General features: G+C 61.0%; 25 protein-coding genes and 1 tRNA gene. 18 read left to right on the top strand and 8 right to left on the bottom strand.

The window, feature by feature from the left end:
- The first annotated feature begins 30 nt into the window (after positions 1–30).
- Both serS and cysG read left to right on the top strand, forming a co-directional pair.
- Positions 31–1311 carry a serine--tRNA ligase gene (serS, locus tag AC2LD7_RS13860; protein WP_484598314.1) on the top strand — a complete coding sequence of 427 codons (1281 nt, stop codon included), beginning with the start codon at positions 31–33 and terminating at the stop codon, positions 1309–1311.
- A gap of 149 nt (positions 1312–1460) precedes the next feature.
- Entirely contained in the window at positions 1461–2858 is a 1398-nt protein-coding gene (cysG, locus tag AC2LD7_RS13855) for a siroheme synthase CysG (protein ID WP_484598313.1), read from the top strand.
- Positions 2859–2917: 59 nt separating this feature from the next.
- Here cysG and AC2LD7_RS13850 read toward each other — a convergent pair whose 3' ends face one another.
- From AC2LD7_RS13850 to AC2LD7_RS13820, 7 genes are all read right to left on the bottom strand, one after another.
- Entirely contained in the window at positions 2918–3916 is a 999-nt protein-coding gene (locus AC2LD7_RS13850; RefSeq protein WP_484598312.1) for a glutathione S-transferase family protein, read from the bottom strand.
- An 86-nt stretch (positions 3917–4002) separates the two neighbouring features.
- Positions 4003–4983 carry a glycosyl transferase family protein gene (locus AC2LD7_RS13845; protein WP_484598311.1) on the bottom strand — a complete coding sequence of 327 codons (981 nt, stop codon included), beginning with the start codon at positions 4981–4983 and terminating at the stop codon, positions 4003–4005.
- Positions 4980–5315, bottom strand: a complete 336-nt coding sequence (locus AC2LD7_RS13840; protein WP_484598310.1) for a TusE/DsrC/DsvC family sulfur relay protein — start codon at positions 5313–5315, stop codon at positions 4980–4982. Before AC2LD7_RS13840 ends, AC2LD7_RS13845 begins: the two co-directional genes overlap by 4 nt.
- Positions 5312–5614, bottom strand: coding sequence for a sulfurtransferase complex subunit TusB (gene tusB, locus AC2LD7_RS13835; protein WP_484598309.1), 303 nt, complete (start codon positions 5612–5614; stop codon positions 5312–5314). Before tusB ends, AC2LD7_RS13840 begins: the two co-directional genes overlap by 4 nt.
- Positions 5614–5973: a sulfurtransferase complex subunit TusC gene (gene tusC, locus AC2LD7_RS13830; RefSeq protein ID WP_484598308.1), complete on the bottom strand. Its 360-nt coding sequence runs from the start codon at positions 5971–5973 to the stop codon at positions 5614–5616. Before tusC ends, tusB begins: the two co-directional genes overlap by 1 nt.
- A complete protein-coding gene (gene tusD, locus AC2LD7_RS13825; protein ID WP_484598307.1) occupies positions 5973–6365 on the bottom strand; it encodes a sulfurtransferase complex subunit TusD in 393 nt (130 codons plus the stop codon). The genes tusC and tusD overlap by 1 nt, the downstream gene beginning before the upstream one ends.
- Positions 6366–6453: 88 nt before the next feature.
- Complete coding sequence (locus AC2LD7_RS13820) at positions 6454–7122, bottom strand: Bax inhibitor-1/YccA family protein (RefSeq protein ID WP_484598306.1); 669 nt, start codon at positions 7120–7122, stop codon at positions 6454–6456.
- A 251-nt stretch (positions 7123–7373) separates the two neighbouring features.
- Here AC2LD7_RS13820 and AC2LD7_RS13815 point away from each other — a divergent pair.
- The 3 genes from AC2LD7_RS13815 (at position 7374) to AC2LD7_RS13805 (ending at position 9956) form a co-directional block, all read left to right on the top strand.
- Positions 7374–7464: transfer RNA gene (locus tag AC2LD7_RS13815), tRNA-Ser, on the top strand.
- Positions 7465–7674: 210 nt separating this feature from the next.
- Entirely contained in the window at positions 7675–8580 is a 906-nt protein-coding gene (yedA, locus tag AC2LD7_RS13810) for a drug/metabolite exporter YedA (RefSeq protein WP_484598305.1), read from the top strand.
- A 185-nt stretch (positions 8581–8765) separates the two neighbouring features.
- The gene (locus tag AC2LD7_RS13805; protein ID WP_484598304.1) at positions 8766–9956 is read left to right on the top strand and encodes an MFS transporter; all 1191 of its coding nucleotides are present in this window, start codon (positions 8766–8768) and stop codon (positions 9954–9956) included.
- 30 nt (positions 9957–9986) lie between these two features.
- Here AC2LD7_RS13805 and AC2LD7_RS13800 read toward each other — a convergent pair whose 3' ends face one another.
- The gene (locus AC2LD7_RS13800) at positions 9987–10157 is read right to left on the bottom strand and encodes a hypothetical protein (RefSeq protein WP_484598303.1); all 171 of its coding nucleotides are present in this window, start codon (positions 10155–10157) and stop codon (positions 9987–9989) included.
- A 463-nt stretch (positions 10158–10620) separates the two neighbouring features.
- Here AC2LD7_RS13800 and AC2LD7_RS13795 point away from each other — a divergent pair, with 463 nt between their 5' ends.
- The 13 genes from AC2LD7_RS13795 to AC2LD7_RS13735 all read left to right on the top strand — a co-directional run bounded on the left by AC2LD7_RS13795 (position 10621) and on the right by AC2LD7_RS13735 (position 23307).
- On the top strand, positions 10621–10932 hold the full coding sequence (locus tag AC2LD7_RS13795) for a con-10 family general stress protein (protein WP_484598338.1): 312 nt from the start codon (positions 10621–10623) through the stop codon (positions 10930–10932).
- Positions 10933–11302: 370 nt separating this feature from the next.
- Positions 11303–11959, top strand: a complete 657-nt coding sequence (locus tag AC2LD7_RS13790; protein WP_484598302.1) for a cytochrome c3 family protein — start codon at positions 11303–11305, stop codon at positions 11957–11959.
- A gap of 4 nt (positions 11960–11963) precedes the next feature.
- Positions 11964–14915, top strand: coding sequence for a TAT-variant-translocated molybdopterin oxidoreductase (locus AC2LD7_RS13785; RefSeq protein WP_484598301.1), 2952 nt, complete (start codon positions 11964–11966; stop codon positions 14913–14915).
- Positions 14908–16263, top strand: coding sequence for an NrfD/PsrC family molybdoenzyme membrane anchor subunit (gene nrfD, locus AC2LD7_RS13780; protein ID WP_484598300.1), 1356 nt, complete (start codon positions 14908–14910; stop codon positions 16261–16263). Before AC2LD7_RS13785 ends, nrfD begins: the two co-directional genes overlap by 8 nt.
- Positions 16256–16783 carry a DUF3341 domain-containing protein gene (locus AC2LD7_RS13775; RefSeq protein WP_484598299.1) on the top strand — a complete coding sequence of 176 codons (528 nt, stop codon included), beginning with the start codon at positions 16256–16258 and terminating at the stop codon, positions 16781–16783. The genes nrfD and AC2LD7_RS13775 overlap by 8 nt, the downstream gene beginning before the upstream one ends.
- Complete coding sequence (locus AC2LD7_RS13770) at positions 16780–17310, top strand: c-type cytochrome (protein WP_484598298.1); 531 nt, start codon at positions 16780–16782, stop codon at positions 17308–17310. Before AC2LD7_RS13775 ends, AC2LD7_RS13770 begins: the two co-directional genes overlap by 4 nt.
- Entirely contained in the window at positions 17307–18305 is a 999-nt protein-coding gene (locus AC2LD7_RS13765; protein WP_484598297.1) for a hypothetical protein, read from the top strand. Before AC2LD7_RS13770 ends, AC2LD7_RS13765 begins: the two co-directional genes overlap by 4 nt.
- Positions 18302–18754 (top strand): hypothetical protein, encoded by a 453-nt coding sequence (locus AC2LD7_RS13760; RefSeq protein WP_484598296.1) that lies wholly within the window; start codon positions 18302–18304, stop codon positions 18752–18754. The genes AC2LD7_RS13765 and AC2LD7_RS13760 overlap by 4 nt, the downstream gene beginning before the upstream one ends.
- Before the next feature lie 196 nt (positions 18755–18950).
- Positions 18951–19799 (top strand): SCO family protein, encoded by an 849-nt coding sequence (locus AC2LD7_RS13755; protein WP_484598295.1) that lies wholly within the window; start codon positions 18951–18953, stop codon positions 19797–19799.
- The gene (coxB, locus tag AC2LD7_RS13750; RefSeq protein ID WP_484598294.1) at positions 19792–20760 is read left to right on the top strand and encodes a cytochrome c oxidase subunit II; all 969 of its coding nucleotides are present in this window, start codon (positions 19792–19794) and stop codon (positions 20758–20760) included. Before AC2LD7_RS13755 ends, coxB begins: the two co-directional genes overlap by 8 nt.
- 27 nt (positions 20761–20787) lie before the next feature.
- The gene (locus tag AC2LD7_RS13745) at positions 20788–22413 is read left to right on the top strand and encodes a cytochrome c oxidase subunit I (protein WP_484598293.1); all 1626 of its coding nucleotides are present in this window, start codon (positions 20788–20790) and stop codon (positions 22411–22413) included.
- The gene (locus AC2LD7_RS13740) at positions 22400–23047 is read left to right on the top strand and encodes a cytochrome c oxidase subunit 3 (protein ID WP_484598292.1); all 648 of its coding nucleotides are present in this window, start codon (positions 22400–22402) and stop codon (positions 23045–23047) included. The genes AC2LD7_RS13745 and AC2LD7_RS13740 overlap by 14 nt, the downstream gene beginning before the upstream one ends.
- Positions 23044–23307 carry a hypothetical protein gene (locus AC2LD7_RS13735; RefSeq protein WP_484598291.1) on the top strand — a complete coding sequence of 88 codons (264 nt, stop codon included), beginning with the start codon at positions 23044–23046 and terminating at the stop codon, positions 23305–23307. The genes AC2LD7_RS13740 and AC2LD7_RS13735 overlap by 4 nt, the downstream gene beginning before the upstream one ends.
- Positions 23308–23337 lie beyond the last annotated feature (30 nt).

Here is a 23337-nt window from a genome sequence, read left to right as displayed (position 1 = left end):
TCCTCAAAGCTTTCACAGACGAGACCCACCATGCTTGATTCGAAACTGGTACGCACACAGCTGCAAGACGTGGCCGATCGCCTCGCGACCCGCGGCTACCAGCTGGACGTGGCGCGTATCGAGGCGCTGGAAGCACAGCGCAAAACCGTGCAGACGCGCACCGAACAACTCCAGGCCGAGCGCAACGCTCGCTCTAGGTCCATTGGCCAGGCCAAGCAGCGCGGTGAAGACATCGCACCGATGCTCGCAGACGTCGATCGCATGGGCTCCGAACTGGAAGCCGGAAAAGCCGAACTCGAGAGTATCCAAAGCGAGCTGGACCAGCTGATGTTGAGCCTGCCGAACCTGCCGCACGAATCGGTTCCCGTAGGCAAGGACGAAGACGAGAACGTCGAGGTGCGTCTTTGGGGCTCGCCAAAGACCTTCGATTTCCAAGTCAAAGATCACGTCGCCCTGGGCGAGCAGCACGGCTGGCTGGATTTTGAAACCGCGGCCAAGCTGTCCGGGGCTCGCTTTGCGCTGATGCGCGGTCCGATTGCCCGTCTGCATCGCGCGCTCGCCCAATTCATGCTCGATCTGCACACCCGCGAACATGGCTACGAAGAAGCCTATACGCCGTATCTGGTGCAGGCGCCGGCACTGCAGGGCACCGGCCAGCTGCCGAAATTCGAGGAAGACCTGTTCAAGATCGGCCGCGAGAACGAAGCCGATTTGTACCTGATTCCCACCGCCGAGGTATCGCTGACCAACATCGTTGCCGGCGAGATTCTCGATGCCAAGCAGCTGCCGCTGAAGTTCGTCGCCCATACACCGTGCTTTCGCAGTGAGGCCGGTGCCTCGGGGCGAGATACCCGTGGGATGATCCGTCAACATCAGTTCGACAAGGTCGAAATGGTCCAGATCGTCGAACCGAGCCAGTCGTTCGAGGCGCTCGAAGGTCTTACTGCCAACGCCGAAAAGGTGCTGCAGTTGCTGGAGCTGCCGTACCGGGTGTTGGCCTTGTGCACTGGCGACATGGGCTTCAGCGCCACCAAAACCTATGACCTGGAAGTCTGGGTTCCAAGCCAGGACAAGTACCGCGAGATTTCGTCCTGCTCCAACTGCGGCGATTTCCAGGCCCGCCGCATGCAGGCGCGCTATCGCAACCCGGAAACGGGCAAACCTGAGTTGGTGCACACGCTCAACGGCTCGGGTCTGGCGGTCGGCCGCACCCTGGTAGCTGTGCTGGAAAACTACCAGCAGGCGGACGGCAGCATCCGCGTGCCGGACGTGCTCAAGCCCTACATGGCTGGTGTCGAAGTCATCGGTTGATTCCGTCCGCGGCGTGCTGTCGGTGTGGTCGAGCTGGCATCAAGGAATAATATTTGGTGTTCATCCAAAATCCTTGATTCTCGACAGGGGCCGTCTTCTGCCGTAGCGGTTGAGATGGCTCCACTCAATATTGTCTTCAGGACTCGCTCATGGATTTTCTGCCGCTTTTCCACAATTTGAAGGGCCGTACGGTACTGATCGTAGGCGGTGGCGAAGTTGCCTTGCGCAAAGCCCGTTTGCTATCCGAAGCCGGTGCAGTGCTGCGGGTGGTCGCGCCGGAGGTCGAAGCGCAGCTGAGCGAGCTGGTTGCCCAAGGCGATGGGCAGACGGTCATACGAGGCTATGCCTCCAGCGATCTCTCCGATTGCGTACTGGCCATCGCCGCGACTGATGACGAGCTTCTGAACGCGCAAGTGTCAAAGGATGCCAAAGCGCTTGGCATGCCCGTCAATGTGGTGGATTCCCCCAATCTCTGCACTGTGATTTTCCCGGCAATCGTCGATCGGTCACCACTGGTGATTGCAGTGTCCAGCGGTGGCGATGCGCCGGTGTTGGCGCGGTTGATGCGGGCTCGCATCGAGACCTGGGTTCCGGCTGCGTATGGCCAACTAGCCGACTTGGCGAAGCAATTTCGTGGGCGGATCAAAGCGCTGCTACCAAACGTTCAGCAGCGGCGGGTGTTCTGGGAAGAGGTCTTCCAAGGCAATATTGCCGAACGGGCACTGTCAGGGCAGATGCACGAGGCTGAGCGGCTACTGGAAGAAAAGCTCTCCGGTGCCTCATCGAAAAACCTGGGCGAGGTGTATCTGGTCGGTGCTGGACCAGGCGACCCGGACCTTTTGACATTTCGCGCCTTGCGTCTGATGCAGCAGGCCGACGTCGTGCTCTACGATCGTTTGGTTGCTGGGGCGATCCTCGATCTATGCCGCCTCGATGCAGATCGAATCTATGTCGGTAAACAGCGAGCCGATCATGCGGTGCCCCAGGAGCAGATCAACCAATTGCTGGTGACCCTTGCCAAGCAGGGCAAGCGAGTGCTGCGCCTGAAAGGTGGCGACCCGTTCATTTTCGGGCGTGGCGGTGAGGAGATCGAAGAGCTCGCAGCTAACGGCGTCCCATTTCAGGTCGTTCCTGGGATCACAGCAGCCAGCGGCTGCGCGGCTTATGCCGGCATCCCGCTGACGCATCGTGATCATGCGCAATCGGTTCGTTTCGTCACCGGGCATTTGAAGGATGGAAGTTGCGATTTACCCTGGTCGGAGCTAGTGGCCTCAAGCCAGACCTTGGTGTTCTACATGGGGTTGGTTGGACTGCCGGTTATCTGCAAGCAGCTGATCGCCCATGGACGCAACGCAGACACACCCGCCGCGCTGATCCAACAGGGCACCACCTGCAACCAGAGAGTTTTTACCGGCACCTTGGCCAATTTGGCCGAACGAGTTGCGAACGAGCAGGTTCAGGCGCCAACCCTGATCATAGTGGGCGAAGTGGTGCGGCTTCGCGAGAAGCTTGCCTGGTTCGAAGGTACCAACGCCAAGGATCGATAGACGTGGTTGTCACACGCATTCACAGCAAGGTTGCTGCGAATGCGTCCATTGCCTTGCTATCAGTACGACCAAATCCCATTGCCAGACAACCGTTCACGATCATGCGCGCGATTCAGCTCAAGCTGCGGCCCCTTGGGTACGATGCCGTTGGCGTTGATATGCCGATGGCTCGCGTAGTAATGGCTTTTGATATGGGTGAAGTCGACAGTTTCCGCGATCCCTGGCCACTGATACAGCTCACGCAGCCAGTTCGACAGGTTCGGGTAGTCTTCAATCCGTCGTAGATTGCACTTGAAATGGCCGTGGTAGACAGCGTCGAAACGGACCATCGTAGTGAATAGCCGCCAGTCTGCTTCGGTTAGATATTCGCCGGTCAGATAGCGCCGCTGCGCGAGGCGCTGTTCAAGCCAATCCAGTTCGCCGAAAAGTTCGTCGAAGGCCGTTTCGTAAGCCTTCTGCGTGGTGGCGAAACCGGCACGGTAGACGCCATTGTTGACCTTCGGATAGATCCGTCCGTTCAGGCTATCGATCTCGGCCCGCAGCGGCTCGGGGTAGAGGTCCAGCGTGGAGCCGGTCAATCCGTCGAATGCGCTGTTGAAGATGCGAATCAGCTCGGCCGATTCGTTGTTTACGATGCGTTGCTGCTGTCGATCCCAGAGCAGCGGAACCGTTACACGGCCGGTGTAATTCTCATCATCGGCGGTGTAGCGCTGGTGCAAATACCGCAGGCCGTCCAGCGCATCACCACTGGATCCGGTGTGCTGATCGAACGTCCAGCCTCGCTCTGCCATCAGCCAGCTGACGACCGAAACGTCAATCAGCGAGTCGAGCTGTTTGAGCTTGCGATAGATCAGCGTGCGGTGCGCCCATGGGCAGGCGAGCGACACATAGAGGTGATAGCGGCCGGCTTCAGCCTTGACCGCCTGCTGACCTTCCGGGCCGGGTGAGCCGTCCGCGGTGATCCAGTCGCGTCGCTGGGCTTGCTCGCGCTGAAATTCGCCGTCACTGCTGTTTTCGTACCAGCGGTCCTGCCACTGTCCATCGACCAAGAGCCCCATGTTTGCCTCCTCACGCTTTTAAGTTAGGGGCAGTTTAAGAGGCAAGGTTCGATGGATAGGTTGCAATGTCGGGTCAAACCCATCACTCAGCTCGATTGATTGCGCTGCGCCCAGTAATGCTGCGCCTGCATGAACGCCGCTTCGCGCGGTTGACCGAGGCCCCGCAAGGCCAGCGCCATGGTTGCGACGATCGCCAGTTCGCCATAGGCATTCTCGCCGCCTTTCCAAACGTCCAACAGTTGCTGCGGATCAAGCTGCGCCGGTTTGACGTGACGCTGTGGTGAAAGCGCTGGCCAATCTTCGTCCCAGGTTTCGCCAGCGCTAGTGCCGTATAGATGTGCGATTCCGTCCGGGTTGACCTCAATCTCGCCACCTTCACCCTTGATGACGATGGCCGTGTCGCCGAGCAGGCGGCTGGCCTCGCGATGATTGGCCTGGTATCCGGGGTGAAAGATGCTTTGCAGGCCGCAACGTGCACCCAGAGGATTGAGGATGCGTGCCAGTGAGTGAATCGGCGAACGCAGCCCGAGAATGTTGCGCTGGTCGATCATCCGCTGCAAGCCGGGCATCCAGGCGCCGAGCGACATAAAGGCAAGGTTGGCGCTGTCTAGGGCTGCGGCGGCGGCAGTCCAATCCTCGCAACGGGTGATTCCAAGCAAATCCAGCTGTTGCTCGGTGTACATCCGCCCTGCCGTGTGGGCGCCACCACCATGCATCAAAATGCGGATGCCGTTCGCTGCCAAGCATTTCGCTGCAAGCAGATACCAAGGCAGGTGGCGTTTCTTGCCGGCATAGGTAGGCCAGTCGATATCCACGGCAATAGCCGGCGCGTGCAGGCGTTCACGGACGGCCTCGGTGAAGCCGGCGAGCTCTTCCGCGCTTTCTTCTTTGTGTCGCAGCAGCATCAAAAAGGCGCCGAGCTGCGTGTCTTCGACCTTGCCGTCGAGCAGCATGCCCATCGCTTCGCGAGCTTCCTCACGGGTCAGGTCGCGGGCGCCGCGCTTGCCTTTACCAAGGATGCGGATGAAGACGGCGAAAGGATGTTCGGCAGGGGTGACCAGGCTCATATGCAGTTGCTCGGTTTCGGCAGCCCCGCCAGCTTTGCGGCGAGCTTGGCAGGGGTGCCTTTGAATAGACGGTTCAGGTGCAAGCTGTTGCCCTTTTCCGGGCCGAGTTTCAGTGCTGTGTATTTGATCAGCGGGCGCGTCGCCGGCGAGAGCTGGAATTCACGGTAAAACTCGCGTAGCAACCGCAGGATCTCCCAGTGCTCGGCTTCCAGATTCACCCCCTCGGCCTGGGCTAGGGCTTCGGCGACGGGTTCGCTCCACTCGTCCAGATCGACCAGAAAACCTTCCTGATCGATGGCAATGCTCCCGCCATTTACGATCAATGTGCTCATAACCAGGAATTGGTCCGTGCATAGCGGCAGCACAGTTCGACGAAACCCGGATAGCTGACCAGTCGCAAGCGCTCAGGCAGATTGCCGAGGCCGCGCGCGGTGACGTCTTCTTCCAGTGCTAACAGCGCCACGCTGTCGGGCATCAACTCCAGCGCATGACGTTGGGCTGTGCCGCCCTGCAGGGCGTAGACGGCGTCGCCGCTTAGCAGTAGACCGTCATCGGACGCCAGGAGGCGCAGGCAACTGGCCAGGCGACTATCCGCAAAAGGGGAATGCGAAAGCAGATGTAAAGTGGCCATCAGAGGGTAATCACATGGTCGTAGCGGTTGATAAGGGTGCTCAGGCCGACGTCATCGAGCACCTCCACCGGCAGCGATAAGGCGGCCTCGTCCAGCCCGCGTTCGCTGAGGCTGCGTTTGGCTGCGAACAGCGAGTCGACACCAAACATCGGCAGCGCTTGCAGATTCGCTGTCAGGTCCTTCTGCTGCAGTTTTGCTGCGTGCTGCGCCGGGGCAAGCTGGAACACGCCATCATCGAGAAACAGTAGCCCCAAGGGCAGCTCGAAGGCGCCGCCGGCCAGCACGATATCCAGGGCCTCACGGGCCGTGGGACCGGACCAAGGCGAGTGCCGGCTAACAATTAACATCGAGCGCGCCATCAATGACCTCCAAAGCAGACCAGGCGATCAGCCTGCTGGGTGGCTTCGTGCAATTGGCCAAGACCCGACAGCTCCCAGCCTGCGGCAAGATTTGCCGCAGGACGTTTGTGCCGTTTAGCCTCTTGTTCATCCAGCACACCCCGGCGCAAACCAGCAGCGATACAGACGACACCGTCGAGCCGGTGAGTACCGATGAAACGAGCCCATTGCTCGCCAATATCGAGTTCGTCCTGTGCTGCCACCAGATTGGCTGAGGCGCTATGCACGCCGTCCTGGTAGAGAAATAGTCGGACGATCTCATGCCCGCCCGCAAGCACCGCCTCAGCGAAGCGCAACGCACGTCGCGAAGCAGGGGAATGGGCAGGTGAAAACAGGGCGATGGCGAATTTCATGAGACACCGTTGAATTACTGACCGACATGATACGCCAGCTTCCAAAACGAAAAAGCCCGCCGAAGCGGGCTGATTCATGCGGCAACTGTCAGTCGTCGCCACCCATGATGCCCATCAACTGCAGCAGGCTGATGAACAGGTTGTACAGTGAAACGTACAAGCCGATCGTGGCCATGATGTAGTTGCGCTCGCCACCGTGGATGATGGCGCTGGTCTGGAAGAGGATGCAGACCGAGGAGAACAGTACGAAGCCGGCGCTGATCGCCAGTTGCAGGCCGCTGATCTGGAAGAAGAAGCCCGCAACCATCGCACCCAGCAGGACGAAGAACCCGGCGGTGATAAAGCCGCTGAGAAAGCTCATGTCCTTACGGGTGATCAGCACAAAAGCCGACAGACCGAAGAACACCAGCGCGGTCATCGACAGCGCTGAGGCGATCAGCTCACCACCGTTGGCAGTGCCCAAGTACATGTTGAGGATCGGGCCGAGCGTATAGCCCATGAAGCCAGTCAGCGCGAAGGTGGAGAGCAAGCCCCAGGCCGAATTGCGCAGCTTGACCGTCAGGAAGAACAAGCCGTAGAAGCCGATCAGCACGACGAAAATGTTCGGGTAGGCCGCGTTGGCCTGCATGGCCATGTAGGCGACCAGAGCGCTGAAGCCCAGGGTGATGGCCAGAAGGCCGTAGGTATTGCGCAGAACGCGGCCGACTTCCTGTTGTTCAACCTGCGTGTGCGTAGATGCGTATTGTTGCTTGAGCATGGCGCCACTCCTGTAAATGTATTCAGCCAGAGGTGAATTGCTTCGGATCATAGCAGAGCTTTTGTTTCGGCCTCATAACAGAGTTTGACAGTGTGTTTCGTTCCGGTACTATTGCGCCCGCTCTCTAGCGGAGCAGTGGCAGAGCGGTTGAATACAGCGGTCGCGAAAACCGTCGAAGGGAAACTCTTACATGAGTTCCTATCTTCGGCTAAGCCTAGAAGCATGCCATGAGGTGAAGCAGTAGCAAATTTGGAGGGTTGGCAGAGCGGTTGAATGCACCGGTCTTGAAAACCGGCGAACGTTAATAGCGTTCCCAGGGTTCGAATCCCTGGCCCTCCACCAAATCGTAAGCAAAGGCCCCGAATTTCGGGGCCTTTGCTTTCTTGGCGCAAAAAGACCGCTGCTCGCCAACTGAGACGATCCCTTTGGCTTGGGGCTGAAGCAACCAGGTGTACGACAAACTGCACCGGCAAACAAAAACCTGACTGTGCTTATTGCCGTGCTGGCAACCTGCCTAGAATGATCGGTCCCACTTCCCGCTCGGGTCTGTCCATGTCTTCGCGCCGCTTTCCGTTGCTGCTCGTGGGCGCATTCCTCGCGCTCTATCTGATCTGGGGCTCCACCTACTTCGTGATCAAGGTTGGCGTGCAATCATGGCCGCCGATGCTGCTTGCCGGATTGCGATTCGTCATTGCTGGCAGCCTGATGTTCGCTTGGCTGCGCTGGCGCGGTGTACCTGTGCCGACAGCGAAGGAGTGGCGGTCGTGTGCCATCGTTGGCTTTCTGTTGCTCAGTTGCGGCAATGGCGGTGTGACTCTCGCCGAGCACCTTGGCGTGGCGTCGGCGGTGGCGGCGCTGGCCATCGCCACGGTTCCCCTGTTTGCACTGTTATTCGGACTGATCTGGAACCAGCGCACTACCGGGCTGGAGTGGGGCGGCATTTTGCTAGGGCTGATCGGGATCGGCCTGCTCAATCTCGGCCACAATCTGCAGGCGAGTCCGCTGGGCGCGGTACTGGTACTGCTCGCGGCGGCGAGTTGGGCCCTCGGTTCGATGTGGAGCCGGCATCTCAACCTGCCGGGTGGTGCCATGGCCAGCTCGGCGCAGATGCTGGCGGGTGGAGTGGTGTTGTTGTTTGGCAGCGCCGCAAGCGGTGAGCGCATGCAGCAGATGCCCGATCTCGCCGGCTGGTTTGCCCTCGCTTACCTGACGCTACTCGGCTCCATCGTTGCCTTCAGCGCCTACCTTTATCTGCTCAAGCATGTGCGGCCCGCTGCGGCGACCAGCTACGCCTACGTCAATCCGGTGGTTGCGGTGCTGCTGGGTATCACCTTCGCCGACGAGCGGATCGGTACGGTGGAATGGCTGGCGATGACGGTAATCGTCAGTGCGGTGGTGTTGATCGGGTTGCCGCAGTGGCGTAGACCGAAAGCGGCTGTTGCAGCGAAGCCTGTTTGATTGCGAATGCCGCGGTCGCATCGCAGTTGTATGATGAGTGCCGCTTTACCGAGATCGAAACCGTTCGCTTGTGGGTCATAACCCATTGAAAGGTACACGGCGGGTTGCTCCTGCCCGCACCGGGATGTCGCTGCTCCGGCGCAGTCATCTTCAATTTGCGTTTCATCACCTCAACAGGCGTACCGATGCCCGCTGCGAAAACACCTGCTGCCAACGACACCTTTTTCATTTTGTCGCTGGTGGTCTTCAACTTCATTTCCTTCATTTCCATTGGTATCCCGCTGGCGTCGCTGCCGGGTTATATCCATGAAAGCCTCGGCTTCAGTACCGCCATTGCGGGCATCGTGATCGGTGCGCAATACCTGACCACCTTGCTCTGCCGTCCCCTTGCCGGGCGGCTGGCGGATGAGCGTGGCGCGAAAAAAACTGTGCTGATCGGCATGGCGTCCGGCCTGGTTAGCGGCGTGTTGCTAGTGATCTCGGCCTTGCTGGAATCCTGGCCAATGGCGAGCATCAGCGTGATGCTGGCGAGCCGGTTGATTCTTGGCTTCACACAGAGTCTGATCGGTATTTCCGCAATCACCTGGGGCATTAGCCGTCTGGGACCGGAAAGCACTGCGCGGATGATTTCATGGAACGGCGTCGCCGCTTATGGCGGGGTCGGTATCGGCGCACCACTGGGAGTGTTCTTGGCCCAATCGCTGGGGTTGTGGAGCCTGGGTGTGGTGACCATGCTGTTGGCCGCAACCGGATTGGCGCTTGCCTGGCGCAGAGGCGATGCGCCGCTCAACCCCGGCGAACGCTTGCCGTTCGCCAAGGTGCTCTGGAAGGTGGCACCGCCTGGTGTCAGTCTGGCGCTGGCGACCATCGGTTACGGAACGCTGACCGCTTTTATCGCGCTGTATTACGACGCACGCGGCTGGGAAGGCGCGGCCTGGTGTCTGACTGCCTTCGCCTTTGCTTTTATCGGAACACGCCTGCTATTCCCTAACTTGATCAATCGGGTAGGCGGCTACTCGGTCGCGGTGATCTGTCTGGTGGTCGAAATTCTTGGACTGGTCATGCTCTGGCTCGCCGAGGCGCCGGGTATTGCGCTGGCCGGATCAGCCCTGACCGGGTGCGGGCTATCTTTGCTCTATCCAGCGCTGGGCGTCGGCGTGGTTTCCCGGGTAGGGGTCGCCAACCGCAGCTCGGGGCTCAGCGTCTTCGCCATGTTCTTCGATCTGGCGCTGGGGCTGTCCGGTGCAATCATGGGGGTGTTGGCCGTCTACATCGGTATGCAGAGCATCTTCCTCGGCGCAGCGCTGATGGCTGTCGCCAGCTTGACGATCGTTTGGATGCTACTGACGCGGGAACGCAAGGCGGAGGCTGGTTAGCGCGGCTCGATGGCGGGTGCCGTTGATTCGTCACTGGCTTGTGCACAACCCGATATCGAATGACGCGCGCCTGGCTAGCGCGGCGGCGCTTGGTCGGTAGTTGCGCGTGTCGCGGTCTAGCTTTTGCTTCCAGAATTCCAGCGGCTGCTTAACGCTGAGATCGGATTGCTTGACCAGCTTTTCCAGGGTTTTGCTGCTCATACGGCCTCCAAAAGCTCAATCGAGTGGTTGGTGGTCCTTCGGGTGGTCCTTGGAATGATTCGCGTCCTTGCGCCAGCCTTCGCGGCTTTCCATAGAGCTGAGATTGACTGGGGCGAGTTACAGCTTGTTGACAGTGTCGACATGATTCTGGAACCCGATGAACGGTCCGTCCGGTATTCAGTGGCGCGCTTCTTTGGTTCGCCATGAGACTGCAAACATATATATATGGCGTAAGCCTGATGGCAGTTGGTTTTGCCGTTTCGTTGCTATCGAAACGCAACTACTATGCAGCATGCTCTTCTTTTGATTGCAGTCGCTTCGCTTGTTGTTTCTTCAAATAACCGTTCATCGTCGATTGTAACTTTCGTCGAACTCTTACGAGCTTATTGCCCTCCGAGATAGTGAGGCGGTTGTAATGCAGTCGCCAATTCTTAAGCACCACCAAAGTAATTGGAGTGATCTCATGTCGAATGATAAGAGCGGAAATCCAGGTAACTTCGCAAATGATCGCGAAAAGGCTTCCGACGCTGGTCAGAAAGGCGGCCACAACAGCGGTGGTAATTTCGCTAACGACCCACAGCGCGCTTCCGAGGCTGGCAAAAAAGGTGGCGAGAACAGCGGCGGCAACTTTGCTAACGACCGTGAGCGCGCCTCTGAGGCGGGCCAGAAAGGTGGTCAGAATAGTGGAGGTAACTTCGCCAATGATCGCGAGAAGGCTTCCGAAGCCGGCAAGAAAGGCGGCCAAAACAGCCACGGCGGTGGCCGTAGCTCCTAATATTCAGTGCTATACCTGAAGTTAGGTAAAAAGCAGGGCCCGTGAAAGCGGGCCCTGTTTTTTTGTGGATAATTATAGTGACTGTCGGAGTGCTAACGATACGCCGCAGCCAACAAAGCCTATCCTTCTTGCGTTTCGGTTTAATAATTTCTGCTACATGTCGCCGATGATGACTGGCTCGAGAATTAATATAACGATTGCCATAACTTCATTGCTATTGAAATAACATGGCGCGCTTGCAGAGCCCGTCTCATATGAAAACTTTTGAGCGACCGGCTTACGAGTCGGTGAAATGCCGTTTCCCGATATTTGTGAACTCGCGGAGCGATGCGTGGCCGAAACAGATTGATACAACAACGCACGCAGGCATATGGCTCAGATTTTTCCGCGTTCGGCTGACATGTGGCTGCGTCTGGCCTTGTTCATCCTGTTTGGTGGGATGGTGGCGGTGTTTGTGTCGCTGGTCGTGCTGGATCGCTCGGATTACATCACGGGCAAAGGCTGGTTTATCCAGCAGCCGGTGCCGTTCTCGCACGAACATCACGCCGGCGCGCTGAAAATCGATTGTCGCTATTGCCATGACAGCGTCGAAGTCAGCTCTGTCGCCGGCCTACCACCGACCTATACCTGCATGAGTTGCCATTCGCAGATATGGACCGGAGCGGACATGCTCGCCCCGGTGCGTCAGAGCCTGGCGCAGGATGAGCCGCTGCGTTGGAATCGCGTCAGCGAGCTGCCGGACTACGTTTATTTCCATCACGACGTGCATGTGAATGCTGGCGTTGGCTGCGAGACCTGCCATGGCCAGGTCGACACCATGCCGCTGATGAGCCGAGCAGAGACGTTCACCATGAGCTGGTGCCTCGATTGTCATCAGGACCCGGCGCCACGGCTGCGTCCGCGAGACGCCGTGGTCGAGATGGGCTGGACCACCAAGCAAGATCGCCGCGAACTTGGCGAGCGCCTGATAGAGGAGAACCACATCGAGACGCAAAACCTGACTGACTGCTACATCTGCCACAGGTAACTCAATGGATCGCATCCCGCTCGACTACGCCGCAATCCGCCAACGCCTGGAAGGCCAGCACGGGCCGCTTTACTGGCGCAGCCTGGAGCAGCTGGCGGACGAGCCGGCATTCGCCGAATTCGTCGAAGCGGAGTTCCCGGGTATCGCGCCGGCCATGGACCGCCGTCGCTTTCTACAATTGATGGGCGCCTCGATGGCCATGGCCGGCCTCGCCGGTTGCGGGCAGGAACCTGAGCATGGCGTGCCCTATGTCATGCAACCGGAAAAGGTCATTCCCGGCGAGACGCGCTGGTATGCCACGGCGGTCCCTTTCGCCGGGTACGCGCAACCGGTATTGGGCCGTACCCATGTCGGTCGCCCGACCAAGCTTGAAGGCAATCCCGAGCACCCGGCGAGCAGGGGCGCCGCGACCGCTTTTACTCAGGCAGCGATTCTCCAGCTGTACGATCCCGATCGCTCCCAAGCGCCGCGATACCAAGGGCGCAGCACGACCTGGAGTGCCTTTCAGCGCATCGCGTTCGAACGCGCAGCCGAATGGGATGCCAACAACGGTCGCGGCCTGCATCTGCTGATGGGCGCGAACAGCTCGCCGACTCTGCAACGCCAGTTCACGGCGCTGCTAGAACGTTGGCCCGAGGCTCGGCTGTACCGCTTCGAGCCATGGGCCGGCGACGCTTATGCCGCCACCGAGCGCGCGACGGGCCAGGCGCTGGAAACGCATTACCGCTTCGAACGTGCCGAGTGGGTGCTGAGCTTCGAACACGACTGGCTGGGTGCAGGCCCGAAGGAGCTCCCGCAGGCCCGCGCCTGGAGCGAGCGCAAGCGACGTGCCGCGCGAGGCGAGGGTGAGGCGCGATTGTTCGTTGTCGAGTCGCTGTCGACCGTGACCGGGGCGAAGGCATCCGAGCGCAGACGCGTCGAGCCCATAGCGCTGCGAGATTACGTTCGGGCGCTGGCTGCGACGCTTGGCGAGGGTGAAGCGCCACCGCTGCCGGACGAGGCGCAACGCTGGATCGAAGCGCTTTCCCACGAGCTGCAGGCACGCCGCGGTCGCTGCCTGATCACTGTAGGCGAGTTCGCGCCGCTGGACGTTCAGGCCGCCGTGCATTGGCTCAATCAACGCCTGGGCAATCTGGGCCTGACCGTGGCATACACCCAGCCGGTGACCTGGCTCGACATAGGCGCGCAGCGATTGGCCGAGCTGCCTGAACTGGTGTCCGCGATCGATCGCGGCGAGGTCGAGACGCTGGTGATGCTCGACTGCAATCCGGTGCACACCGCGCCGGGCAACTTACGTTTCGATCAGGCGCTGCAGCAAGTGCCGCTGCGCATCCATGCCGGGCTCTATTACGACGAAACCGCCGCTCACAGTCACTGGCACCTGTCGTTGAGTCACGCGCTGGATGGCTGGTGCGATCAGCGCGCCGCGGACGGCAGCGTATGCCTGGCGCAACCGCTGGTCCAGACGTTCTATAGCAGCCACTCGCTGAGCGAGATTGTCGCGCTGCTTCAGGGCGAGCTGTCACCCGACGCCCACGCGCAGGTTCGGCAGACCTGGCAGCAACTGGACGACCCCGCCTGGCGCGAAGCGCTGGAGCTGGGCTTCATCCGCGACTCAGCTTACGAGCCGGTTGCCGTGACGATACAGTCGCCGCGGTGGGATCTACCAACGCCAGCAGGCGAGGGGCTGACAGCTGTGTTCCGCCCGGACCCCAGTGTATGGGATGGCCGTTTCGCCAATCTTGGCTGGCTGCAGGAATTGCCCAAGCCGATCAGTAAGCTGACCTGGGATAACGTCATCGGAATATCACCCGCGCTGAGTGAGCAGCGCGGCATCGCCAGTGGCGATCGGCTGCAGGTGACCGTTGACGGTGCGTACCTTGAAGGCCCCGCCTGGATAATGCCCGGCCAGGCCGACGATACCCTGAGCTTGTTTGGCGGTTATGGGCGTGAACGCGCCGGACGGGTCGGTGATGGCCTCGGTTACAACGTCGCGCCGCTACGCACAGCCGCCGAACCCTGGATGCGCCGCGGCGCGCAGCTGACCCGGCGCGAAGGCCAAGTGCAGCTGGCCTCGACCCAGCCGCACCATGTCTTGCACGGCAAGGAGCTGATTCGCAGCCTGCCGCGCGAAGAAGCCTATCGGGAAGTGCCACCGAAGCCTGAATTACCCACCCTGTATCCGCCACAAGACAAGGGTGATACCGCCTGGGGCATGGTCATCGATCTCGACCAATGCATCGGTTGCAATGCTTGCGTGGTGGCTTGTCAGTCGGAAAACAACATTCCCGTGGTGGGCAAGGAACAGGTCCAGATGGGCCGCGAGATGCACTGGCTGCGGGTCGATCATTACTACGGCGGCGATCCGCGCGAGCCCACGTCGGCGTTCCAGCCCGTGCCCTGCATGCACTGCGACCAGGCGCCATGCGAGGTCGGCTGCCCGGTGAACGCCACGGTACACGGCCCGGACGGGCTGAACGAGCAGATCTACAACCGCTGCATCGGCACCCGCACCTGCTCGTCCTACTGCCCGTACAAAGTGCGCCGCTTCAACTGGTACAACTTCACCGCCGATGATCCGCCAGCGCTACAAACGCAGCGCAACCCGAATGTCACCGTGCGTGGCCGCGGTGTGATGGAGAAGTGCACCTACTGCGTGCAGCGCATCAGCGAGGCGCGCATCAATGCACGAACAGAGAACCGTGAAATCGTCGATGGCGAGGTGAAGACGGCCTGTCAGCAGACCTGCCCGACCCAGGCGATCGTCTTCGGCAACCTGCGCGACCCGGATGCCGAGGTAAACGGCGAACGCCATACCAAGCGCCATTACGCCTTGCTGGAAGAACTCAACACCCGGCCAAAGACCACCTACCTCGGTCTGGTGGAAGAGCCGCCAGTCCTGCCTGGCCACGCAGCGCCGCTAAGTCCGGAATCCAAAGGGGGAAGCGATGGCTGACACGTCGCATTTCCTGCCTCGCGATATGCCCTTAGGCGACGTTTCGCAGCGGGTGCTGGATATCCCGACCAACTTCAATCAGTACCGACGCGCCTGGTGGATGCTGTTCGGCATCAGTTGCTTGCTGCTCGGGGTGTTCGTGGCTGCGGCGACGGTGGTGCTGTGGAACGGGGTCGGCGTGTGGGGCAACAATATTCCGGTCAATTGGGGCTTTGCCATCCTCAATTACATGTGGTGGCTGGGGATCGGCCACGCCGGTACCTTCATTTCCGCGCTGTTATTGCTACTCAACCGGCCGTGGCGCAACTCGCTGAACCGCCTCGCCGAGCTGATGACATTGATGGCGGTGGTCTGCGCCGGCATCTATCCGATCCTGCACCTGGGCCGCCCCTGGCTGTTCTTCTGGACCGCGCCGTACCCCAACACCATGGAGCTCTGGCCGCAGTTCAAAAGCCCCACCGCGTGGGACTTCTTTGCCGTGCTCGGCTATCTCGGCGTGTCGCTGCTGTTTCTCTACGTGGGTTCGATTCCTGATTTCGCCTCGGCCCGCGACCGTGCGACCAAGCGGCACTATCAAGTCTTCTACGGCCTGCTCGCCCTCGGCTGGCGGGGCGCTGCCTCGCACTGGGGACACTGGCGCCGGTGCTATCGCTTCATTGCGTTGCTCGCGGTGCCGTTGGTGTTTTCGGTATCGAGCGGTTATTCCTTCCTGCTCGATCTGGCCCCCGAGACCGGTTGGCATTCCACTGTGTTTCCGCCTTATTTCGTGGCAGGCGCGGTGTTTTCCGGCTTCGCCATGGTGATCGTCATTGCGCTCGGGCTGCGGCGCTTCTTTGGCTGGCGGTTGCTGATTACCGACGAGCATCTGAACAAGCTTGGTTTGCTGCTGCTGGCCAGCGCCTGGATGACCAGTTACGGCTACTTCAGCGAGCCGTTCATTGCGTTTTATTCCGGCAAGGAGCACGAGATTCTCGTCACCCTGAACCGCATGTTCGGGCCCACCGCCTGGAGCTTCTGGCTGGCGATCTTCTTCAATCTGGTCGTGGTGCAGGCGCTCTGGTGGCCGGCGGTGCGACGCAACGGCAAGGCCATGCTGGCGATTGCCGTTGGTGTGCTGGTGGGCATGTGGTGCGAGCGCTACATGCTGATCGTTCAGCCGCCAACGCGCGACTTTCTGGTGTCGAGCTGGCAGGGCTACAGCCCGTCGTTCTGGGATTGGGCGTTGTTTGTCGGCACCTTTGGCCTGTTTCTCGTGCCGTTCTCGCTGTTCATGCGCTTTCTACCGATGATCTCGACATTCGAAGTCAAGGAAGTGCTGCATCGCTACCGGGGTGGCTCCGATGACTGAGCGCTATTACGGCCTGCTTGCCGATTACGCCCACCCCGAGGCCCTGCTCGAAGCCACCCGGGCCGCGCGCGACATGGGCTATCGGCGGCTGGAAGCCTACAGCCCTTTCCCAGTGGAGGGATTGGAGGAGCTGTTGGGGCACCGCAACAACAGCGTTTACGGGTTCGGCGTCGTCGGTGCATTGGTGGGGGCCGCCCTCGGTCTGGGCATGCAGGTCTATGCCAATCTCAGTTACCCATTGGAGATTGGAGGGCGGCCGCTGATCGCGCTGCAATCGTTCAGCATCGTCACCTTTCTGCTGATGATTGGCAGCGCCGCGCTGTTTGCCGTGTTCGGCCTGTTATGGCGGTGTCGGCTGCCGTTGCTATGGCATCCGTTGCACGAAGTCGAGGCCTTCGGTCGCGCCACCGATGATCGCTTTCTTCTGTGCATCCGCGCGGACGACCCGTTGTACGAGCGCACGGGAACGGCGCTGTGGCTGGCCGAGCGGGCGGTGTCGGTCAGCGAGGTGCCAGCATGAGGCATTGGCTGACGGTTACAGCGCTGTTCGTGTTGCTTGTCGGGTGCGATGACATGGCTCGCCAGCCTCGCGCCAAAGCCCAGGAGGCCAGCGTTTTCTTCCCTGACGGCAAGGTCAATCAGGTACCCCCGGCCGGCACGGTGGCGCGCGGCGATCTGGCCAGGGATGCGCTGTTGGCCGAGCGCCCTGCAATGAGCATGGCGTTGTTGCAACGCGGTGAGGAGCGTTACCAGATTTATTGCTCGCCCTGTCACGGGTTGGCTGGCGACGGCAATGGCACGGTGGTCAGCCGTGGTTTTCCGCGCCCGCCGGATTTCGTCGAACCACGGCTGGTCGGCGCGCCGGATCGACACTTCATGGACGTGATCGCTCATGGCTATGGGCAGATGTACAGCTACGCGGCCCGTGTGGCGCCGGCTGATCGCTGGGCCATCGTTGGTTATATCCGCGCGCTGCAATTGAGCCGCCGCGCCGAACTGAGCACGTTGCCGGAAAGCGACCAGAGCACGCTGGAGGCGCTGCCATGAACGCACGCAGGTTGGCGTTGGCGGCGCTGGCGCTGGGTCTGCCCGGACTGCTGCTATGCCTGATATTTGCGACCCGTGAAGCTGTTGCGGCCAGCCTCGCCAGCTTGCTCGGATTGGCTGGCGTGCCGCTGGGTGGCTTGTGTCTTGGGCTCAGCCTGGCGCTGGTGAGCGGCAGTGCCCGCGACCAGTTATGGCCCTGGGCAGTCGCCAGCGGGCGCGCGCTGCCGATGCTCGCGCTGATGGCATTGCCCGTGCTGCTCGGCGCTGGCGCGCTGTATGACTGGGCCGCGACCGAGGAGGGCGGCTTTCGTGGTTTGTGGCTCGCCTGGCCGAGCTTTGCTGCACGCGGTGTGCTCTATCTGCTGCTGTGGATGGCATTGGCGCGCTGGGTATTGCCGACCAGCGTTGCGCGGCCGGCGGCGTCCGGACTCGGGCTGATTGCGCTGGTGCTGAGCATTTCGCTGGCGGCAATCGACTGGGCGATGTCACTTGATCCGCATTTCAAATCCAGCCTGTATGGGCTGATCTGGTTCGCCCGGCTGCTGCTCAGCGGTATCGCTTTCAGCTGTCTGTTGGCGCTGGCTGCTGGGGCCGGCAGACCCGGCGTACTGCGCGGGATGCTCGCGGCTGCGGTACTCGCCTGGTTCTATCTGCATTTCATGCAATACCTGGTGATCTGGTACGGCAATCTCCCTGAGGAAATACGCTGGTATCAGCACCGTGGCGAGGGTGGCTGGTTGTGGCTGACCTGGCTGCTCGCGGCCGGGCAGACGCTGGTTTTCGTCGCGCTGCTTTGGCCCGTTTCCCAACGCCCGCGGCTGCTTGCCGGTTTGGCCGTGGCGACGTTATTGCTGGGCCTGGCGGAAGGCGTCTGGCTGAGCCTGCCGGGCCTGACGGACATTCAACCATTACTGCAGGGCTTGGCATTGGTCTGCGCCTGGCTGGCCGGGGGCGGGTTGTTGGCGCTGGCGCTGTTGCCGAGGAGGGGCCCATGAGCGTGCCGGTAGATCCGCAATCGAAGGAAGACGGATTCGAGCATCACGACGCCAACGTCAAGGGACTGGTCATCGTTGGTCTCAGTATTGTTGCCGTGCTGTTCCTGTCTGGCGTGGTCGTTGCCGGCCTGTTGTGGTGGTACAACCAGCAGCCGGTAGAGCCCACGACGGCGCTGGAACGACAGGTGCAAACGCCTCCCGAACCGCGTCTGGAGAACGATCCACGGGCCAGCGGCAATGCGGTGCGGGCGGCGGCGCGCGAACAATTGGAACGTTACGGCTGGGTTGATCGTGAGGCGGGGTTGGCGCACATCCCGATTGGCCGCGGCATGGCGTTGCTGGCCGAACGCGGCTGGCCCTCGCGCGCTGAGCCCGGCTCAAGCGAGACGGCAGGCGAGGCGGCCGGACCAAGGCAGGAACAGGCCAAGGGGAGGGCGCGCCGTGAGTGAATTGGTCAGGTGTTTGCGCGGTTCATTCGAGGGTCCGGAGGCGATGGGTTATCACCCATACTACGGTCGGGGCAGGGCTTGTCGGATTCCTTGTGTGCGAGGCGCTCGCGCTCGTGCTGTTCGTGGGATGGGTGTCAACCCATCGAATAAACCTCGGTGCTATGGCCTGGGTCGATGTTTCGCCTTTCTCTTTGCTGTGTTGTTGCTCGTTGGCCCCGCCTACGCCGAGGCGCCGTTCGATCCGTTCGCCTCCGCCGGCATCGAGCAAAAGCCCGGCGCCCAGGTGCCGCTGGATCTGCGCTTCAAGAACGATCAAGGCAAGCTCGTTTCCCTTGGCGAACTGATCGAGCAGCGCCCGGTAATTCTCGCGCCGGTCTACTACCGGTGCCCGAACGTCTGCGGCGCCCAGCTGGCCAGTCTGTTCAACTTGCTCACGGCGTTGTCGTTCGAGGTGGGCAAGGATTACGAGGTGATCGCCTTCAGCTTCGACCCGCGCGAAACTCCCGCCGATGCCCAGGCCGAGCGCGCCAAGCTGCGCGAGCGCTGGCCGCAACTGGCGGACTCGCCGCACGTACACTTCCTGACGGACAGCGCGCCCATCGAACAGGCGAGCCGCAGGATGGGTGATAACCCATCAAACCCAGGCGCCGAAACACCCAGCTCGCCGCAATCCTCCGGCGTTGCGCTGGCCGAGGCCATCGGCTTTCGCTACCGCTGGGACCCGGACATTCAGGAATACGCCCACGCCTCGGCCATCGCGACTCTGAGCCCGGCCGGCAAGCTGGTGCGCTGGCTGTACGGGCTCGGTTACCAGCCGGACGACATGCGCCTGGCCCTGACCGATGCCGGTGAAGGGCGCATCGGCTCTTTGGGCGATCAACTATTGCTGCTCTGCTATCACTACAACCCACGCACCGGCGGCTACGACAATCTGGTGATCGGCGCGCTGCAGGTCGGCGGCATCGGCACCACGCTGGCGCTGGGCGGGTTCATCGGCATTACCCTCTGGCGCGAGCGGCGCAAACGGGGGGCGGCGCATGAATGAGGAATTCGTGCGCTTCTGGCCGCAGACCGCTTCCAGCTACGCCGGAAATGTCGACTGGCTGATCTTCGCCTTCACCGTAATGATGATGTTCTTCGTCGTGCCGGTATTCGTCCTGCTGACGTTGTATGCCTTTCGCTACCGCAAGGGCACTAAAGTGCCGCGCGATCACCGTCCGCGCGGCAGCATGAAGATCGAGATGACCTGGATCGCCATTCCCTTCGTCGGCGCCATGGTGATCTATCTGATCTCCGCCAAGCTTTATTACGAGGTCCGCACACCGCCGCCCGATGCGATGGAAATCCAGGTGGTAGGCAAACAGTGGATGTGGAAATTCCAGCACCCCGGCGGCCAACGCGAGATCAACACGCTGCACGTGCCGGTGGGGCGTCCGGTGAAGCTCAACATGATTTCCCAAGACGTGATCCACAGCCTCTACTTCCCGGCGCTGCGGGTGAAGCAGGACCTGCTGCCGGGGCGCTATACCCAGCTCTGGTTCGAGGCCAACAAGACCGGCCGTTTCGACGCTTATTGCGCCGAGTACTGCGGTACCGACCATTCGCACATGCTGGCCAGCTTGATCATCCAGCCGGCGCAGGAATACGAAGCCTGGCTGGAGCAGGCCGGCCGCTCGGAAAGCCTGGCCGAGCAGGGCGACGCACTTTTTCGCCAGTTCGGTTGCAGCGGGTGCCACGGCGAGGCGAGTGTCGCCCATGCGCCGAATCTGGCGGGTCTCTACGGGCGCCGCGTGGCGCTGCAGAACGGCCAGTCGATCGTTGCCGATGACGGTTATATCCGCGACAGCATCTTGCTGCCGAACAAACATGTGGTGGCCGGCTTCGAGCCCATCATGCCGAGCTTCGACAACGTCCTGGACGAGGAAGCGGTGTTGCGCCTGACCGCCTATATCAAGTCCCTCGGTCGTGCCGGGGACGGAGGGCAGGATGAACCCGAACAGCCTTGAGACGCCCCGGCACAGGAGATCGCCCCATTGAGCCAGAAGAACCCCGCCGCCAATCAGCGCCCCAGCTACCTCGCGGACGAGCACGGGCTGCGCACCTGGTTCATGACCACCGATCACAAGCGCATCGGCATCATGTTCATGATCGCGGTGACCGCGTTTTTCTTTCTTGGCGGGCTGGCGGCCAGTGCGATCCGCATCGAGCTGATCACGCCGGAAGGCGATCTGCTCACCGCTGATGGCTACAACCGCGCATTCACCCTACACGGTGTGATCATGGTCTGGTTCTTTCTAATTCCCTCGATCCCCTCGGTGTTCGGCAACTTTCTGATCCCGATCATGATCGGCGCCAAGGACATGGCGTTTCCCAAGCTCAACCTGTTCAGTTGGTATTTGCTGGTCGGCGGCGGGCTGTTCACGATTTTCTCGCTGCTGGCCGGCGGCGTTGACACCGGCTGGACCTTTTACACGCCGCTGTCGACCATGTTCAGCAATGGTCACGTGGTGGCGGTAATCGTTGGCGTGTTCATCACCGGCTTTTCGTCGATCATCACCGGGCTCAACATCATCGTCACCGTGCATACCCTGCGCGCGCCGGGGATGACCTGGTTCCGTTTGCCGCTGTTCGTATGGTCGCTGTACGCGACCTCGGTAATCCTTGTGCTGGCGACGCCGGTGCTCGCGATCACGCTGCTTCTGGTCGCGGCCGAGCATCTGTTCCACATCGGCGTGTTCGACCCGGCGCTGGGTGGCGATCCCTTACTGTTCCAGCATCTGTTCTGGTTCTACAGCCACCCGGCGGTGTACATCATGATTCTGCCGGCCATGGGTGTGATGAGCGAGCTGGTCACCGCGGCGGCGCACAAGCGCATCTTCGGCTACAAGTTCGTCGCCTATTCGAGCCTGGCCATCGCGGTGATCGGCTTCATGGTCTGGGGCCATCACATGTTCGTCGCCGGCCAGTCGATGTATGCCAGCATGGTTTTTTCGCTGCTTAGCTTTCTGGTAGCGATACCGTCTGCGATCAAGGTCTACAACTGGACCGCGACGCTCTACAAAAGCAACCTCACCATCAACGCACCCTTTCTTTACGCAGTGACCTTTATCGGGTTGTTCGTAGTGGGCGGGGTGACCGGGCTGTTCCTCGCGCTGCTCGCAGCCGACGTGCATGTGCACGACACCTACTTCGTGGTGGCGCACTTCCACTACATCATGGTCGGCGCGGCAGTGGCGGGGTTCTTCGGCGCCTTGCATTTCTGGTGGCCGAAGATGACCGGGCGGATGTACTCGCAGCTGTGGGGCAAGATCGCTGCAGTGATGATCTTCTTCGGTTTCAACCTGACCTTTTTTCCGCAATTCCTGCTCGGCTACCTGGGCATGCCGCGGCGCTATCACAGCTATGGCGAGGACTTTCAGTTCCTTCACGTTATGTCCTCGGCTGGCTCCGCAATACTGGCGGTGGCCTACATACTGCCGTTCTTCTACCTGCTCTGGTCGCTGCGTTACGGTCCTATTGCCGATGACGACCCCTGGGAGGCGGCCGGTCTGGAATGGCGCACCTCCTCGCCACCACCCACGCACAATTTCACCGAAATACCCATCGTCGACTTCGAAGCTTACGAGTATCCGCCAGAGGCCACTCATGGACGTTCGTGAGGACTACCTCGCCGAACACTTCCAGACCGCCGCGCAGCAGCGCGAAGCGACTTATCTCGGCATGTGGCTGTTTCTCGCGACCGAAGTGATGATGTTCGGCGTGCTGTTTCTGGTGATCTGCTATTACCGGCTGGCTCACCCGCAAGCGGTGGCCGAGGCGGTCGGCCACCTGCACTTTCTGCTCGCTGGATTCAATAGCGCGCTGCTACTGACCGGCAGCCTGTGCATGAGCCTCATGGTGCGTGCCTCGCGTCGCCACTACTACGGCCAGATGCAGTTGTGGCTGCTTATCTCGGCGTTATTGGGGCTGGGATTTCTCGGTCTGAAGGGCTTCGAATACGCCTGGGAATTTCGCGAGGGCCTGCTGCCCGGTTCGCCCAACGAGTCTCCGTTGCGTGAAGCGGCATCGCGCCTGTACATGAACATCTACCTGTTCTCCACCGGCCTGCACGCCGTGCACGTGCTGATCGCCGTGACGCTGGCGCTGGGTATGGCGGTTCGCATTCACTTCGGCCATATGAAACTGCCCGAACGCGCCATCACCCTGGAAATGGTCGGGCTCTACTGGCACTTGGTAGACGTCATCTGGATCTTCCTTTATCCCGCCCTGTACCTGTTGGGGAGGCCAGTATGAGCTTGCGCACGTTGTTGCTGACCTACCTCGGCCTGCTCGCCTTGCTCAGCGCCAACGTGTTGCTGGCGCTGTGGTTGCCCGCCTGGTCGAACTGGGCATTGCTCGGCGCGGCGGGGCAGGCGGGGCTGGTGATCGTCGGCTTCATGCAGCTCGGTCAGCATTCGTCGCTGGTGCGCTTTTTCGCGCTGGGTGCGGGGTTCTGGTTGCTGTTGCTGTTCAGCTTGTCGTTGGCGGATCTGCTGACGCGAGGCGCCGGTTAGGCGCGTGGACTTTTGACCACAACCAACCCC

The sequence above is a fragment of the Stutzerimonas sp. genome, from assembly GCF_982611455.1.
The sequence above is the reverse complement of the archived record's forward strand: the minus strand, read 5'-3'. Positions and strand labels throughout refer to the sequence as shown.